General features: G+C 71.1%; 17 protein-coding genes and 1 tRNA gene. 7 read left to right on the plus strand and 11 right to left on the minus strand.

Going from position 1 to position 15,603, the window contains the following annotated elements; all coding sequences use genetic code 11:
- Nucleotides 1-17 precede the first annotated feature (17 nt).
- The 5 genes from ACZ7NC_RS15485 to ACZ7NC_RS15505 form a co-directional block, all read right to left on the minus strand.
- A complete protein-coding gene (locus tag ACZ7NC_RS15485; RefSeq protein ID WP_471488446.1) occupies nt 18-854 on the minus strand; it encodes an SAM-dependent methyltransferase in 837 nt (278 codons plus the stop codon).
- A 48-nt stretch (nt 855-902) separates the two neighbouring features.
- Nucleotides 903-1,550, minus strand: coding sequence for an HhH-GDP family DNA glycosylase (locus ACZ7NC_RS15490; protein ID WP_471488448.1), 648 nt, complete (start codon nt 1,548-1,550; stop codon nt 903-905).
- A 15-nt stretch (nt 1,551-1,565) separates the two neighbouring features.
- Complete coding sequence (locus ACZ7NC_RS15495; protein ID WP_471488449.1) at nt 1,566-1,898, minus strand: DUF3140 domain-containing protein; 333 nt, start codon at nt 1,896-1,898, stop codon at nt 1,566-1,568.
- 68 nt (nt 1,899-1,966) lie between these two features.
- Nucleotides 1,967-2,449 (minus strand): Dps family protein, encoded by a 483-nt coding sequence (locus tag ACZ7NC_RS15500; RefSeq protein WP_471488451.1) that lies wholly within the window; start codon nt 2,447-2,449, stop codon nt 1,967-1,969.
- A gap of 131 nt (nt 2,450-2,580) precedes the next feature.
- Nucleotides 2,581-3,390 (minus strand): alpha/beta hydrolase, encoded by an 810-nt coding sequence (locus ACZ7NC_RS15505; protein ID WP_471488452.1) that lies wholly within the window; start codon nt 3,388-3,390, stop codon nt 2,581-2,583.
- A gap of 198 nt (nt 3,391-3,588) precedes the next feature.
- On the opposite strand from ACZ7NC_RS15505, the gene ACZ7NC_RS15510 reads away from it, so the two are divergent.
- Together ACZ7NC_RS15510 and ACZ7NC_RS15515 are read left to right on the plus strand one after the other, a co-directional pair.
- A complete protein-coding gene (locus tag ACZ7NC_RS15510) occupies nt 3,589-4,776 on the plus strand; it encodes a thiolase family protein (protein ID WP_471488454.1) in 1,188 nt (395 codons plus the stop codon).
- 66 nt (nt 4,777-4,842) lie between these two features.
- Entirely contained in the window at nt 4,843-5,616 is a 774-nt protein-coding gene (locus ACZ7NC_RS15515) for a sulfite exporter TauE/SafE family protein (RefSeq protein WP_471488455.1), read from the plus strand.
- On the opposite strand, the gene ACZ7NC_RS15520 is transcribed toward ACZ7NC_RS15515, so the two are convergent.
- On the minus strand, nt 5,602-6,414 hold the full coding sequence (locus ACZ7NC_RS15520; protein WP_471488457.1) for an HAD-IIA family hydrolase: 813 nt from the start codon (nt 6,412-6,414) through the stop codon (nt 5,602-5,604). The two genes, ACZ7NC_RS15515 and ACZ7NC_RS15520, sit on opposite strands and share 15 nt — an antisense overlap.
- Nucleotides 6,415-6,447: 33 nt before the next feature.
- Complete coding sequence (locus ACZ7NC_RS15525; protein ID WP_471488672.1) at nt 6,448-7,869, minus strand: alpha/beta fold hydrolase; 1,422 nt, start codon at nt 7,867-7,869, stop codon at nt 6,448-6,450.
- A 247-nt stretch (nt 7,870-8,116) separates the two neighbouring features.
- Between ACZ7NC_RS15525 and ACZ7NC_RS15530 the strand changes: the two genes are divergently transcribed.
- Entirely contained in the window at nt 8,117-8,878 is a 762-nt protein-coding gene (locus tag ACZ7NC_RS15530) for a cobalt-precorrin-6A reductase (protein ID WP_471488458.1), read from the plus strand.
- A 54-nt stretch (nt 8,879-8,932) separates the two neighbouring features.
- Here the strand turns inward: ACZ7NC_RS15530 and cobF are convergent, their stop codons facing one another.
- Entirely contained in the window at nt 8,933-9,706 is a 774-nt protein-coding gene (cobF, locus tag ACZ7NC_RS15535) for a precorrin-6A synthase (deacetylating) (RefSeq protein WP_471488460.1), read from the minus strand.
- Between the two features lie 66 nt (nt 9,707-9,772).
- Nucleotides 9,773-10,303 (minus strand): DUF309 domain-containing protein, encoded by a 531-nt coding sequence (locus ACZ7NC_RS15540; RefSeq protein ID WP_471488462.1) that lies wholly within the window; start codon nt 10,301-10,303, stop codon nt 9,773-9,775.
- A gap of 112 nt (nt 10,304-10,415) precedes the next feature.
- On the opposite strand from ACZ7NC_RS15540, the gene ACZ7NC_RS15545 reads away from it, so the two are divergent.
- From ACZ7NC_RS15545 to ACZ7NC_RS15560, 4 genes are all read left to right on the plus strand, one after another.
- Nucleotides 10,416-10,489: transfer RNA gene (locus ACZ7NC_RS15545), tRNA-Pro, on the plus strand.
- A 212-nt stretch (nt 10,490-10,701) separates the two neighbouring features.
- Nucleotides 10,702-11,364: an NUDIX domain-containing protein gene (locus ACZ7NC_RS15550; RefSeq protein ID WP_471488464.1), complete on the plus strand. Its 663-nt coding sequence runs from the start codon at nt 10,702-10,704 to the stop codon at nt 11,362-11,364.
- Between the two features lie 102 nt (nt 11,365-11,466).
- Nucleotides 11,467-12,453: an aldo/keto reductase gene (locus ACZ7NC_RS15555; protein WP_471488465.1), complete on the plus strand. Its 987-nt coding sequence runs from the start codon at nt 11,467-11,469 to the stop codon at nt 12,451-12,453.
- 46 nt (nt 12,454-12,499) lie between these two features.
- Nucleotides 12,500-13,303, plus strand: a complete 804-nt coding sequence (locus ACZ7NC_RS15560; RefSeq protein WP_471488467.1) for a DUF427 domain-containing protein — start codon at nt 12,500-12,502, stop codon at nt 13,301-13,303.
- On the opposite strand, the gene ACZ7NC_RS15565 is transcribed toward ACZ7NC_RS15560, so the two are convergent.
- Together ACZ7NC_RS15565 and ACZ7NC_RS15570 are read right to left on the minus strand one after the other, a co-directional pair.
- A complete protein-coding gene (locus ACZ7NC_RS15565; protein WP_471488468.1) occupies nt 13,293-14,078 on the minus strand; it encodes a GntR family transcriptional regulator in 786 nt (261 codons plus the stop codon). The genes ACZ7NC_RS15560 and ACZ7NC_RS15565 overlap by 11 nt on opposite strands.
- A gap of 23 nt (nt 14,079-14,101) precedes the next feature.
- Nucleotides 14,102-15,595, minus strand: a complete 1,494-nt coding sequence (locus tag ACZ7NC_RS15570) for a CoA-acylating methylmalonate-semialdehyde dehydrogenase (RefSeq protein ID WP_471488469.1) — start codon at nt 15,593-15,595, stop codon at nt 14,102-14,104.
- Nucleotides 15,596-15,603 lie beyond the last annotated feature (8 nt).

Consider the following 15,603-nt stretch of genomic DNA (forward strand, 5'->3'; position numbering starts at 1 on the left):
TCCCAGCTGCCGACCCGTCAGGGCTTGAGCCCCACCCCGCCGTACAGCGACACGATCCCCTCGTCGTCGGGCGTACGGTCCTCCGAGGGCTCCGGGTTCCAGTCCGTCAGGGACACGATCCCCGGCTCCATCAGGTCGAGTCCCTCGAAGAAGCCGCCCACCTCGGCCTGCGAGCGTGCGACGAGCGTGACGCCGCTTGCCGCGTACGCCTCGATGCCCCGCCGCACGTTCTCCGGCTCGAAGTCGGCTGTCATCGCGGACAGGACCAGCGCGCTGCCCGGCGCCAGCGCGCCGACCAGGGTGTCCACCATGTCGTGCGCGCCGTCCTCGTCCGCTATGAAGTGCAGCAGGGCGATCAGCGACAGGGCGACGGGCCGGTCGAGGTCGAGTACGCGCGCGGCCTGTTCGAGGATCGTGCGCGGCTCCCGGGCGTCGGCCTGGACGTACTCCGTCACGCCCTCGGGCGTGCCGCGCAGCAGGGCCTCGGCGTGGGCGAGGACGATCGGGTCGTTGTCGACGTAGACGACCCGCGCGTCCGGTACCGCGGTCTGAGCGATCTGGTGGAGGTTGGGCTCGGTCGGGATGCCGGTGCCGATGTCGAGGAACTGGCGGATGCCGGTGTCCCGGACGAGCCGGCGCGTGGTCCGCTGCATGAAGCGGCGGTTGGCGCGGGCGGCGCGCGGGGCGTCCGTGTTGATGGCGGTGATCCGCCGGCCGAGTTCCTCGTCGACCGGGTAGTTGTCCTTGCCGCCGAGGAACCAGTCGTAGACGCGGGCCGAATGCGGTCTGGTCGTGTCGATACGACTGACGGCCGGACTGACGGCCGGGCTGACGGCCGGCTCGGTTCCGGTCACGCGAGAACTCCTCTGCTCGACAAGGGCTGTTCGAGCAGTCTTTCACGATCATGAAGCCTGGCGGAGGCTGTCTTCGGCCACCTCTTTGTCCAGCGAGGCCCGCACCAACGCGGCGGCGAGGACGGCCGGTTCGGTGTCCCCGGCCAGCTCGACCAGCCGGTCCGGATCCTTGGGCAGGCCGAGCCGCTGGGCGCCGGAAAGCGCCTTGTCGTCCAGCCGGGGCGCCACTTCGGGCCAGACCCGCTGGACCTCGCGCAGAAAGATGTCGGCACCGGACGGGCCCAGGCCGGGGAACTCCTGGAGCAGGCGGCGCAGTTCGTCGACGTCGCCGTCCGCCTCCTTGCGCAGCCGCCGCAGATCGCCGCCCCACCGTTCGGTCAACAGCTCGGCGGCGTCGCCGAGTTGGGTGGCCGTGCGCTCGTCGTAGCGCCGATAGCCGCCCCGGACGAGCGCGTCCACCCGCTCCTGCCAGTCGGCGTCGGCCATCCGGCGCGGATCGCGCAGCCCCGCCTCGTACAGGGCGCGGGCGGAGTCGACGGCGATCGAACCGCGGATCCGGGCGCTGAGCAGATGGGCCAGGACCAGCAGCCGGTACAGCGGCTGCGGGGTGTCCTTCAGCGGAATGCCCGCCTCCTCGGCGAACGTCCGCCCGTGACCGCGCACGAGCTCCCGTACGACCTTCCTGTCGTCGCTCATGGCTTCAACCGTCGCTCACGGCCTCAGCGGATCGTGGCCGATCGTCATCAACTGATGGCGGCGGCGCGTCTGTTCGGGCTCGGGTTCGTTCTCGAGGTCCGCCTCCTCGGTGACGGTGTCGACGACGTCGTACATGACTTGGATGTCGTCGTCGGTGAGGTCCGTGCGCCGCTTCTGGAGGATCGCGAGGACGTGCTGCCCGGTCGGCGTGCCGGCCTGGTCGGGCAGTGGCTCGGTCTCCTCGTCCGCGTCGCTGACCCGGAGCCAGGTGGCCAGCTCCTGCGAGGTCATGTTCACCACGCGGTGGAAGTCCTCCCACAGCGCGTCGAGTTCGAGGGCGTCGGTCACGGTGTGCCCCTGTTCTCCGTCGTTGCGGCCAGTTCTCGACGTTCTCAGTCGTTCGTTCCGGGTCGTTCTCAGTCGTTGCGCGGCCAGTTCTCCGCGTCGAACATCCAGCGCTGCTTCTCCAGGTCGCGCGTGATGCCGATCAGCAGGTCCTGGGTCATCGGGTCCGGCTCGGCGGTGGCGTCGACGCGTTCGCGCAGCCGTCCGATGGCCGCATCCAGCGTGTCCACGATCAGCTGGACGACCTCCCCGTCGCGCATCCAGCCCTCCTTGGGGCCGGGCAGCGTGTAGGCGGCCGCGATCGTCTCCGGCCGGCCGTCGGGCGGTACGCCGAGCGCCGAGGCGCGTTCGGCGACGGTGTCGGCGTGTGTGCGGGCCAGTGAGACGACCTCGTCGAGCTGGAGATGGATCGACCGGAACCGCGGGCCCACGATGTTCCAGTGCGCCTGCTTCCCGATCAGCGAGAGTCCGAGAAGATCGACGAGCGTGCTCTGCAGGGCGTCCCCGGCGACCCGGCGAGCCGGCTCGGGGAGCGTGCTCTTGACCACGGTCATCACGAGCTCCTCCTTCTGGCTTGGTCATGGCCGTTTCGGAGCGGCGGCGCGGCGCGCTGACCACTCCAGACGCTGCAACCACTCCATGCCGCGCGGGTGCCCAGGGCGAATCGGCGCAAACGCGACCTGTCTCAGTGTGCGAGCACACCGTCCAGGAAGTGGATCAGGTCCGCGAAGACCTCCTCCTTGTTCGTCTCGTGGAACACCTCGTGCCGGGCCCCGGCGTAGACACGCTCGGTCGTCTCCTCCCCGCGCAGCTCCTCGATCCCGACCCGGCTGCCCGGGAGCGGCACCAGACGGTCGTCGTCGCCGTGCAGCCACAGCAGTGGCAGGCGGCCGATGCTGCCGCCCTTGGACACGGTGTCCAGCATTCGGGCGAACGCCCGCACCGTCGGCCACTTCATCGGCCCGTGCCAGACCAGCGGATCCCTCGTGTACGCCAGCCCCACCTCGGGGTCGCGGGAGAGCGCGGCCGGGGTGATCGGGGTGTCGGGGATCTCGTCGAGGGCGAGCAGCCGCCGGGGCAGCTCCCAGTCGCCGATCACGGGCCCGGACAGCACCAGGGCGGCGAGCCCGTCACCGTGCAGCTGCGCGTACCGTGCCGCGACGAGTCCGCCCATCGAGTGCCCGACCAGGACGACCGGCAGGTCCGGATGGGCGGCCCGGGCGAGGGCGGCGACGGTGTACACATCGGCGACCACGTCCTCGAAGTCCTCGATCACCACACGCTCGCCGGCCGACCGCCCGTGCCCGATGTGGTCCGGCCCGAACACGGCCGCACCATGCCCGACCAGCACATCCGCCACCTCGGCGTACCGGTCGACGTGCTCGCCGTAGCCGTGGACGACGAGCGCGACGTAGCGGGGCCGGGGGTTTCGCCACTCCCGTACGACGATCGAGCCCCGGCTGCCGTCGAGGACGTGTTCACGGGTGTCGGCCATGGTTCCTCCGGCTGCGGTCCGCTGTGGTCGGCTGGGTCGGTGAAGGTCCCAGGGGATCTTCCCAGGGTGCGGCGGGTCGGTCTATAGTCCAAAACTAGCAGCGCTAATTAACAGGGTGTCGATCCACCCGCCGATCCATCCGCTGATTCATCCCCCGATCCACCCACTGATCCATACTGCCCGGTCAGGAGTCCTGTCGTGCGTCCCGTCCACTTCGCGGCCGCCCGCCGCACCCCCATCGGCAAGCTGCGCGGCGCGCTGTCGTCCGTACGGCCCGACGACCTCGCCGCCGCCGTGATCAGGGGCCTCGTCGCCGACGTACCCGCACTGGATCCGGCGCGCGTCGACGACGTCTACTGGGGCGCCGCCAACCAGGCCGGCGAGGACAACCGCAACGTCGCCCGCATGGCCGCGCTGCTCGCCGGCCTCCCGGAGTCCGTGCCCGGTGCCACGGTCAACCGACTGTGCGCCTCCGGCCTGGAGGCGGTCACGACCGCCGCCCGCACCATCGCCGCCGGCGAGGCCGACATCGTGCTCGCGGGCGGTTCCGAGTCCATGAGCCGCGCCCCCTTCGTCCTGCCCCGCCCCGACGAGGCACTGCCCCACCGCGTCGAGACCTTCGACACCCGGCTCGGCTGGCGCCTGGTCAACCCGGCGATGAAGGAGCTGCACGGCCTGCTGTCCATGGGCGAGACGGCCGAGGAGGTCGCCGAGCGGTACGGCATCCCGCGCGAGCGGCAGGACGACTTCGCCCTGCGCAGCCACCAACGGGCCGCAGAAGCCCGCAAGAACGGCCACTTCGACGACGAACTCCTGCCGGTGGAGCGCCCGGACTCGGTGGTCGTCGACAGCGACGAGTGCATCCGCGAGGACACCTCGTACGAGAAGCTGTCCCGGCTGAAGCCGGTCTTCCGGGACGGCGGCACGGTCACCGCGGGCAATGCCTCGCCGATGAACGACGGCGCGGCCGGACTGCTCCTGGTCAGCGAGGAGGCACTCAACGAACTGGGCCTGGAGTCCCTGGGCCGCTATGTCGCCGGCGCCTCCGCCGGCGTCCACCCCGACGTGATGGGCATCGGCCCGGTCCCCGCCACCCGCAAGGCCCTGGCCCGGGCCGACTGGACGATCGCCGACATCCAGGAGGCCGAGTTCAACGAGGCGTTCGCGGCGCAGGCACTCGCGTGCGTGGACGCGCTCGGCATCGATCCCGACCTGGTCAACCCGAGCGGCGGCGCCATCGCGCTGGGGCACCCGCTGGGCTGCTCGGGCGCACGGATCCTGACCACACTGCTGCACCGGATGCGGCGGACGGGAGCGGAGCGGGGGCTCGCGACGATGTGTGTGGGAGTCGGGCAGGGAAGCGCGGTGCTGGTGGAGAGGCATTAGCAATCTCCCAACTGGCGAGACGGTCCTTACCGGTACCTGTTGTCTGCACATAGCATCTGTCTCCGCATGGACACGATGACGCTTTGGCACATAACAGGCTGGGAGTTCGCCGCGCTCGCCTTCGCGGCCCTGCTCGTCGGCTTCTCCAAGACCGCCGTGAGCGGGGCCAACACGGTCAGCCTGGCGATCTTCGCCGCCGTACTGCCCGCCCGCGCCTCCACCGGCGTCCTGCTGCCGATCCTGATCGCCGGTGACGTGCTCGCCGTCCTCACCTACCGACGGCACGCCCACTGGCCCACACTGTGGCGCCTGTTCCCCGCGGTCGCGGCCGGCGTCGTCTTCGGCACGCTGTTCCTGGTGTGGGCCGACGACGCGATCGTCCGTACGTCGATCGGCGCGATCCTGCTGATGATGGCGGCGGTCACGGTCTGGCGCCGCCGTACGGCCGACAAGGAGTTCGAGCCCGACTCGGTCACCACCCGGGCCGGCCGGGTCAAGGCCCGCTCGTACGGCGTCCTCGGCGGCTTCACCACGATGGTCGCCAACGCGGGCGGCCCGGTGATGTCGATGTACCTGCTGTCGGCCGGCTTCCGCAAGCTCGGCTTCCTCGGCACCTCCGCCTTCTTCTTCCTGATCGTCAATGTCTCCAAGGTGCCCTTCAGCGCCGGACTCGGCCTGATCGACGGCTCCTCGCTCCTCCTCGACGCGGCCCTCGTGATCTTCGTCGTGCCCGGAGCGCTGCTCGGCAAGTGGGCCGTCGACCGGATCAACCAGCGGCTGTTCGAGCAGCTCGTGATCGCGGCGACCGTCGTGGGCGGCCTCCAGCTACTGCTGCGCTGACCCCCGCAGTTCCGCCAGCAGTGCGGGCAGATCGGCGAACGAGTCGATCACATGGTCGGGCGTGCCACTCGCGGCCCGGTGTGTCTCCGGCAGGTACTTCCCGGTCTTCACCAGCACGCCCGTGACACCGGCCCGCTGTGCCGCCAGCACATCGGACTCGATGTCGTCCCCCACCATCACCGCCTCGTCCGCACCGACCCCCAGATGCGCCAGCGCCGCCTCGAAGAACGCTGCCGACGGCTTCCCGGTGATCTCCGCCTCGACCCGCGCGGCCTGCTCCAGCCCGGCCAGGAACGCGCCGGTGTCGAGCTGCAACCCCTCGTCCGTACGCCAGTACAGGTTCCGGTGCATGGCCACCAGCCGGGCCCCGCGCTGGAGATGCCCGAAGGCCCGGTTGAGCTCCGCGTAGCCGAACTCGGGCCCGGCACCCCCGACGACCACGACGTCCGGTGTGGCGTCGGCGCCTTCGTCCTCGCCGACGAGGGTCACCCCCACCAGGTCCTCCGCGATGTCCCCGCTGTTCAGCAGCGCACACCGCGCCCTGGGCCAGTGCTCGGCGAGATGGGCGGCGGTGACGGCGGGCGCGGTCAGGACATCCTCGGCGGACACCGGGAACCCCGCGTCCGCCAGTGCGTGCGCGATCGAGGCCCGCGTCCGCGAGGTCGTGTTCGTGACCAGCGTGACGCCGAGCCCGGCCTCGCGGATCTCCCGCAACGCCTCGACCGTGCCGGGCAGCGGCTGCCACGACACGGTGAGGACTCCGTCGATGTCGATGAGGACGGCCCGTACGGATCCCATGCCAGGACGATAGACCGGTCCGGCCGTCTGCGCTCAGGGAGCGATACCGACCCCTTCGATCCTGCTCCACGCCCGCTCCTGACCTGCCGTCATGGCCGGCCAGCGCAGCCCGCCCGGCCGTGGCTCGACGCGCGAGGCGTACGGCGCAGGACGGAAGCCGGGGTCGTAGAAGCAGCCCGTGCCGTACGTCTCGTCGAACTCGCCGCACGACGCCGCGACCGACGACGGCGTGGGCTTCTTCCCCTTGCGCACCCACGCGTCCAGGGCGGCGACGGACGCGGCGTACTCGGCATCGCTCAGCTCACTGTGCTCGTGCTCCCGGGTGAAGGTCTGCACCAGGTGCCCGTCCCGCCGGGCGCCCTTGAGCGTGGCCCGAAAGGCCGCCTCGTGCTCGACGAACGCCGTCGGGTCGTCGATGGCGTGCAGCGTCAGCACCGGGATCGAGACCTCGCCGGTGAGATCGCTGTCGTAGGACAGATCCCGTACGGCCGTGGGGTCGGGGGCGAACCGTTCGACACCGGCGTTGAGCGCTTCGTCGTCATGCGACCCGGAGTAGCGGACGCCCTGATTGCCGAAGGGATTCCGGCCACCGAGACGCTCGTGCACGATGTCCCGGAAGGTGAAGGTCGCGAACCGCAGATGCGACTCAAGGGTGCGCTCCGGGATCCGCGTGACCGCGAGGATGTCGTCGAGGTTGCGCTGCTGCGGAGCGGTCCGCTCCTGCGGCTGCGACGCGAATCCCGTGCACTCCTGAAGCCGGGCGCGCAGGCCGGCGGACGTCATGGTCGAGTCGGCCCGCAGGCCCTGCCACAGCGGGTACCGCGGCTCGGTCGGCCGGGGGTGGTTGCCGCAGTAGTACTGGTAGACGACGCGCAGGTCGACGCGGTAGTCGTAGCCGCGCGAGCCACCTCCCAGGACGCCGTTGGTGAGCAGGGCTGCGTCGTACGCGCCCTTCCGGCTGCCGTAGGTCTCCACCACCTTCGCGGCGACGTTCCCGCCCCACGACTGCCCGTGCACATAGGTCCGCCGCGGCTTGCCGAACTCCTCGACGAACAGCCGGCGCACGCTCTCCGTGTCGGCCGCGGCCATCCGCGTCCCGTAGCCGCCCCGGCGGTACGACGAACCTGCCCAGGCGTAGCCCTCCTTCACCATCACCGACCAGCGGCCCAGGTCGTCGAGGCTGCGCGCAGGGTCGGACTCCGTGCCGAGGTCGGGACCGCCGTGGGCGTGCACGACCAGGGAGCCGTTCCAGTCGGACGGCACGGCTATCGCGTAGTAGGCGCCGGCCGCGTCGCGCCCGGTGTAGCAGTCGGCCTTGCCGACGAGGTCGGCGGGACACTCGGCGAGGACCGGTCCCGCCGTCTCGCCCCGGGCGTTGGAGGCACCGACGAGGATGCCGACGGCGACGGCACCGGCCAGGACGGCGGCCGGCGTCGTACGGCGCCGTGCGGGCATGGGGACCGACCTGCGGATCACTGCGTTCGTTCTCGTCCAGTCCAAGACGCTGCTCCTCGTCCGTTTCGGCGCGTCGCTGAGCCGTGCGCCGTGATGCTAGGGAGGGACGGGACGAGGGACCACGGTCAGATCGTTGTGTTCATAGTGTTCGCCGCGCTCGGCCCGTGGCGGGCGGCGGGGTGTATGGGTTCGCTCGGGCATGGCACCGGCCCACACACGCCCACGCCACACCTCGTACGCTCGGCCTATGTGCCCGCGCCCCATGTGCCCCCGCCATATTCTGATCCTCGGCGGCACCACCGAGGCCCGGAGACTGGCCGCCGCGCTCACGGCGCAGCCCGGCGTTCGTGTCACCACCTCGCTCGCGGGGCGTGTGTCACGGCCGGGCGCGGTCGAGGGGGACGTGCGCATCGGGGGGTTCGGCGGTGCTGAGGGCCTGGCGGACTGGCTGCGCGCCGAGCAGGTCGACTTCCTCGTCGACGCCACGCATCCCTTCGCCGAGTCGATCACGGCGAACGCTGCCCGCGCCGCGCGGGCGACCGGCGTACCGGCGCTGGTCCTGCGCCGCCCCGGCTGGCGTCCCGGCCCCGGCGACCGCTGGCACGAGGTCGGCTCCCTCGACGAGGCCGCCGCCCTGCTGCCGAGCCTGGGTCGCCGTGTGCTCCTCACCACCGGCCGCCTGGGTCTCGCCGCCTTCGCCCATCTGACGGACCTGCGCTTCGTCGTACGTTCCGTCGACCCGCCCGAGCCGCCGATGCCCCCGCACACCGAAGTGCTGCTGGCTCGGGGCCCGTTCACGGTCGCCGACGAGACCTCGCTGCTGCGCGGCCACGACATCGAGGTCCTGGTGACCAAGGACAGCGGCGGCGACGCGACCTCGGCCAAACTCACGGCCGCCCGTCAACTCGCCCTCCCCGTAGTGGTCGTACGCCGACCACTGCTCCCGGAGGGCGTGGACGTGGTGCCGGATGTGGCGGGGGTGCTGGAGCGGCTCGGCCTGAGGCCATGATGACGCCGGCCGCCGGCGCGACTCGCTCCGCCCTGATCGGGCAGCTTGAGCCGTCTACTGTTCCTTGGGATTCCGGCGCAGCAGATATGTGTCCATGATCCAGCCCTTGCGCTCGCGCGCCTCGGCACGCAGCCGCTCGATACGGGGCGCGGCCTCGGCGATCGGGCCGGACGCGAGGATCTCGTCCGGGGTCCCGATGTACGCGCCCCAGTAGATGTCGATGTCCTGGTCGGCGTACTGCCGGAACGTCTGATGGGCGTCCAGCATCACGACCACGTCGTCCACGTCCGCCGGGAAGCCCTCGGCCAGCCGCCGCCCCGTGGTGATCTGCACCGGCCGGGCGACGCGGTTGAGCCCCGTGCGATGCCGGGCGACGAGCGCGGAGACGCTGCTGATGCCGGGGACGACGTCGTACTCGAAGTCCACCGCGCCCGCGTCCAGCACCTCCTCCAGGATCCCGAGCGTGCTGTCGTACAGCGCGGGATCACCCCACACCAGGAACGCGCCGGTCTCGTCCTCGCCCAGCTCCTCGGCGATCAGCCGCTCGTAGATCCCGGCGCGGGCACTGCGCCAGTCCCCGACGGCGGGGGAGTAGGCGGCACCGCCGGCCGACCGGTCCCGCTCGGGATCCCGGGCGGCCACGACCCGATACGTCCCCTCGGGTATATGCGCGTCCAACATGTCCCGGCGCAGCCCCGTGAGGTCCGCCTTCACCTCGCCCTTGTCGAGGATGAAGAACACGTCCGTACTCCGCAGCGCCCTGACCGCCTGAAGCGTCAGCTGCTCGGGGTCGCCCGCCCCGATCCCGATGACATGAATCTTTCGCACGCCCCGAGTCTGCCGCACGCCACTGACAACGCGGGCACCGCGTCCACGTCGGCCGCCGGAAGCCCTCTAATCCCGCCCCCGCAGCCGCGGCGCCCACCCCCGAGCGTCCACCGCCCCGGCACCGTCCGCCACGTCCTCCACGACCCCCGCGAGCTCCCGAGCCCACGCGACCAGCCCCGGGAGGTCCATCCCGTACGGCCGCTGCCCCCCACCACCGGCCGCCCACTGCTCAACGGCCCCGGCCCCGCGCCGCAGCAGCCTGGCCCCGCCGGTCACATTCCCCCGGGCCGAGTGCGTGAGACCCACCGCGAGCTGGGCCAGCCCGCGCCACAGGGCCCGCTCCTCCTCCGGCCCCGACTTCCACGCGTCCTCGAAGACCTCGTGCGCGTGGAAGGGCTTCCCCGCGTCCAGCAGTTCCTGCGCCTCCGTGACGCTCTGCTCCGGTGCGCGTACGACGCCCTCGGGCTGGCGGGCGACGCCGTCCGCGCCGTACGGAAGGGGTCGCCCGAGACCGTCCCGGGGCCGCGCGTTACGCGCCCGCCCCTCGTGATCCCGGTCCCGCGCGGTCGCCTGCCGTTCTGACGGTGTGCTTCCCATACCTCCGATTGTCCATCGGCCGTCCGCATACCGGAGGCTCGCTTCGGTGCGGTGGTCGACATGAGGTAAAGTGCTGTTCGCGCGATCACGCGGTTCTCCGCGCGATACGCACCGGGACGTGGCGCAGCTTGGTAGCGCACTTGACTGGGGGTCAAGGGGTCGCAGGTTCAAATCCTGTCGTCCCGACGGTTCGATGAACTGTCATCACACATCGGGGTCTCGATTCCATCTCCATGGGTCGAGGCCCTTGATCGTTTCCGGGCTCCTCGCCGCCGAGTGGCCGAAACGCGGACCTGGAGCGGCACACCCGTCGGCGCGACGCACACCGGGCCCGGATGGTAGAAGCGGGCCATGACCAACATGCCCATCCCCTCGCTCGTCCCCTCGGCCGGTGCCCGATGACCGCCGGCATCGACACCCCCGACCGCCGCGGCCGCACCGGACTCGACCAGGCCGGCCGGGACCTGACCGGCAATCCCCGCGTCAAGGTGCGGGACGTACAGCTCCTGTCCAGCCACTGGTACGTCGAGCGCGCCACCACCTTCGACTTCCAGCACGCCGACGGCACCTGGAGGACCCAGCAGCGCGAGACACACGACCGCGGCAACGGCGCCACCATGCTGCTGTACGACGCCGAACGCGAAACCGTCCTGCTCACCCGCCAGTTCCGCTTCCCGGTGTACGTCAACGGCCACCCCGACGGCATGCTGATCGAGACACCGGGCGGACTGCTCGACGACGATGACGAGCACCCGGAGATCGCCGTGCGGCGTGAGGTGGTGGAGGAGACCGGGCACACCATCGGCGCCGTCCAGCACGTCTTCGACGTCTATATGAGCCCGGGCTCGGTCACCGAACGCGTCAGCTTCTACGCCGCCGCCTACGGCCCCTCGACCCACACCCACGAGGGCGGCGGCCTGGACGAGGAGGGCGAGGACATCGAGATCCTCGAACTGCCCTTCCGCCGGGCCCTGGAGATGATCCGCACCGGGGAGATCAACGACGCCAAGACCATCATGCTGCTGCAGTGGGCGGCGCTGGAGGGCCCGTTCGCCAGGTGACCGCCAAGTGGCCGTCCACGCCCTTGACTTGAAGTGCGCTTCAAGATGAACACTCCCGTTCGTGCCCCGAAGACGGGCGCGCGAACGGGAGGGGACTCATCCATGAAGTACCGCACCATCGGCACCGCCCCGAACACCCGCCGCGAGGTCAGCGTCCTCGCGCTCGGCGCGATGCTGTTCGGCTCACGGACCGACGAGGAGACCTCCTTCGCCGTACTCGACCGCTATGTCGAGGCCGGCGGGACCTTCATCGACACGTCCGACAACTACGCCTTCTGGGTCGACGCAGGCCAGGGCGGGCAGAGCGAGGAACTGCTCGGCCGGTGGCGCCGCAGCCGCGGCGTCGGCGACGAGATCGTCATCGCCACCAAGCTCGGAGCCCGGCCGCTGGCCCCCGGCACCGGATACGTCGACAACGCCGAGGGCCTGTCGGCGAAGGTCATCCGCGAGTCGGCGGAGCGCAGCCGCGACCGGCTCGGCGTGGCCAAACTGGATCTGCTCTACGCCCACATCGAGGACCAGAAGGTCCCTCTCCAGGAGACCGTCGAGGGTTTCGCCGAACTGGTCGCCGAAGGCACGGTCGGCCTCCTCGGCGTCAGCAACCACGCCACCTGGCGTGTGGAGCGGGCACGCGCCCTCGCCGCCGCGGCGGGCCTCCCCGGCTACGAGGTGCTGCAGTACGCCCACAGCCACCTGCGGCCCCGCCTCGACATACCCGAGGGCCTGTTCCCCGACGGCAGCCTCGGCCACGCGGGCCCGGAGCTGCTGAGCTATCTGCGCGCCGAACCCGCCCTGACCCTGGTCGCCTACTCGCCGCTGCTGAAGGGCGCGTACACCCGCCCGGACGTGGCGCTGCCCGCCGACTTCGACCACCCCGGCACCCCTACCCGTCTGAAGGTGCTGCGCGAGGTCGCCCAGGAGACCGGCGCCACCGTCAACCAGGTCGTCCTGGCCTGGCAGATCGGCGCCGAGCTGCCCATCGTCCCGCTGGTCGGGGCGTCGTCCGTGGCCCAGCTGGAGGAGAGCCTGGCCGCCGTGGACCTGGAGCTGACCGCCGACCAGCGGGCCCGGCTCGACGCGGCCCACTGACCGCACCGGGAGTACGCTCCGAGGAGGAGCCGAAGGAGAGTGGGCCATGCCTCTGTTCCCCAACGAGCGGAACGTCCGGACGACCCCCGAAGGCCTCCTCTGGGAGCCCAGCGAGCGCTGGGTGCGCGGTCGTAAGGGCGATGTCACCGTCGTCGACAGCCGGCACCCCGTTCTGGTCTGGGAACCCGATCTTCCCGTCCCGTGCTACGCGTTCCCGCGCGAGGAGGTCCGCACGGACCTCCTCCGCCCGGCCAGGAATCCGACCCCGGGCAAGCACACCGGGTCGCAGATCTTCTACGACCTGGAGGCCGACGGCGAGCTGGTGGAGAACGCGGCATGGACCTTCCCCGCCGCCGATCTCGCCGGGCACATCGCCTTCGAGTGGTTCTGGCGCTGGGGGACCGGCCTCGACCACTGGTACGAGGAGGAGGAAGAGATCTTCATCCACCCGCGCGACCCGCACAAACGGGTGGACGCCATGCCCAGCAGCCGCCATGTCCAGGTCGAGATCGACGGCACGGTCGTCGCGGACACGCACCGTCCTGTGCTGCTGTTCGAGACCGGGCTGCCGACCCGGTACTACCTGCCCCGCGAGGACGTCCGGCTCGACCTGTTCGAGCCCACCGACCACCACACCGGGTGCCCGTACAAGGGCACGGCCCAGTACTGGACCTGGAGCGGCGAGGGCGAGGTCCCGCGGAACATCCTGTGGAGCTATGCCGAGCCGCTGCCCGCGGTGGGTCCGGTGAAGGACCTCCTGGCCTTCTACAACGAGGCCGTCGACATCACCGTGGACGGCCGGCGGCTCCAGCGGCCGGTCACTCCCTTCACCGCGACCCTCAAGGCCTGACCAGCAGCTGGAAGTCGAACGCGTACCGGGACGCACGGTAGATGTGCGTCCCGTACTCGACCGGTCGGCCTGTGTCGTCGTACGCCGTGCGCTGCATGGTCAGCAGCGCGGCGCCCTCCTTCTCGTCGAGGCGCTCGGCCTCCTCGGCGGTGGCGCTGCGGGCGCCGATGGTCTGCCGGGCGCTGTGCAGGGTGATGCCGACGGCCCGCATCATCCGGTACAGGCCGGTCGACTCCAGCCGGGCGGTGTCGAGGTCGAGCAGGGTCGCGGGCAGGTAGTTGCAGAGCACGGCCACGGGCTGGCCGTGGGTGCGGCGCAGCCGTTCCAGCACCGTGACCTCCGCACCCTCCGCGATACCGAGCGCGGCGGCGACGTCGGCGGCCGCCGGGACGCGCTCGTTGCGGACGACCTGCGTGGTCGGGCCCTGCCCGGCCGCCTCCAGGTCGTCGTAGAGGCTGCTGAGCTCCAGCGGGCGCTTCACCTGGCTGTGCACCACCTGGGTGCCCACCCCGCGCCGGCGCACCAGCAGCCCCTTGTCGACCAGTGACTGGATCGCCTGCCGGACGGTGGGCCGGGACAGGCCCAGCCGCACCGACAGGTCGACCTCGTTGCCGAGGAGGTTGCCCGGGGCGAGGGCCCCGTGCTCGATCGCCGCTTCCAGCTGCTGGGCGAGCTGGTAGTACAGCGGAACGGGACTGCCCCGGTCCAGGGCGAAGTCCACCGAGTCCAGCGCGGAGGCGGACGCGGCGCGTGCGGAGCCACGGGGCTTCGCCATGGGACGACCTCCCTGTCAGGGCGTCAGGAGTTGCTGGGGAAACCGAGGTTGATGCCGCCGTCGGACGGGTCCGGCCAGCGGGTGGTGATGACCTTGCCCTGGGTGTAGAAGGCGATGCCGTCGTTGCCGTAGATGTGCAGATCGCCGAAGAGCGAGTCCTTCCAGCCACCGAAGGAGTGGTAGCCGACGGGCACCGGGATCGGCACGTTCACGCCGACCATGCCCGCCTTCACCTCCAGCTGGAAGCGACGGGCGGCGCCGCCGTCACGGGTGAAGATCGCGGTGCCGTTGCCCCAACGGGAGCCGTTGATCAGCTTGATGGCCTCTTCGTACGTCTCCGCACGGACCACCGCCAGCACCGGGCCGAAGATCTCGTCCCGGTACGCGTCCGCCGTCAGCGGCACCCGGTCCAGCAGCGAGACACCGAGGAAGAAGCCGTCCTCATGGCCCTCGACGCTGTAGCCGGTGCCGTCGACGACGACCTCGGCGCCCTGCTCGGCGGCCGAAGCCACGTAGGACGCCACCTTGTCGCGGTGCTCGCGCGTGATCAGCGGGCCCATCTCGGAGGCCGGGTCGTTGCCGGGGCCGATGCGCAGGTTCTTCGCGCGCTCGGCGATCTTGCCGACGAGCTCGTCGCCGGTGTCACCGACGGCGACCACGACCGACACCGCCATGCAGCGCTCGCCCGCCGAGCCGTACGCGGCGTTGATCGCCTGGTCGGCGGCGAAGTCCAGGTCGGCGTCGGGCAGGACCAGCATGTGGTTCTTGGCGCCGCCGAGGGCCTGTACGCGCTTGCCGTGCTCAACTGCCTTGAGCTGGATGTACTTCGCGATCGGCGTCGAGCCGACGAAGGAGACCGCCTCGATGTCCGGGTGCTCAAGGAGCCGGTCCACGGCCACCTTGTCGCCCTGCACGACGTTCAGCACACCCTCCGGCAGCCCGGCCTCGGAGGCCAGCTCGGCCAGCCGGAAGGACGCCGACGGGTCCTTCTCGCTCGGCTTCAGCACGAAGGTGTTGCCGCACGCGATGGCCAGCGGGAACATCCACATCGGCACCATGGCCGGGAAGTTGAACGGCGTGATGCCGGCGACCACGCCCAGTGGCTGCCGGATCGAGGCCACGTCCACCCGGCTCGACACCTGCGTCGACAGCTCGCCCTTCAGCTGCACGGAGATCCCGCAGGCCAGCTCCACGATCTCCATGCCGCGCGCGACCTCGCCGAGCGCGTCGGAGTGCACCTTGCCGTGCTCGGCGGTGATCAGCTCGGCGATCTCGTCGCGGTGGGCGTCGAGCAGCTCGCGGTACTTGAACAGGATCGCGGTGCGCTTGGCCAGGGAGGACTGACCCCAGCTCTCGAACGCGGCCTTGGCGGAGGCGACGGCGGCGTCCACCTCGTCCACGGTCGCGAAGGCGACCTGCTTCTCCTGGGCGCCGGTGGCCGGGTTGTAGACGGGGGCGAAGCGGCCGGAGCCGCCCTCCACGGGCTTGCCGTCGATCCAGTGGGTGATGGTCTTCATGGTGCGCG

It is taken from the genome of Streptomyces sp. NPDC111802 (assembly GCF_055634335.1).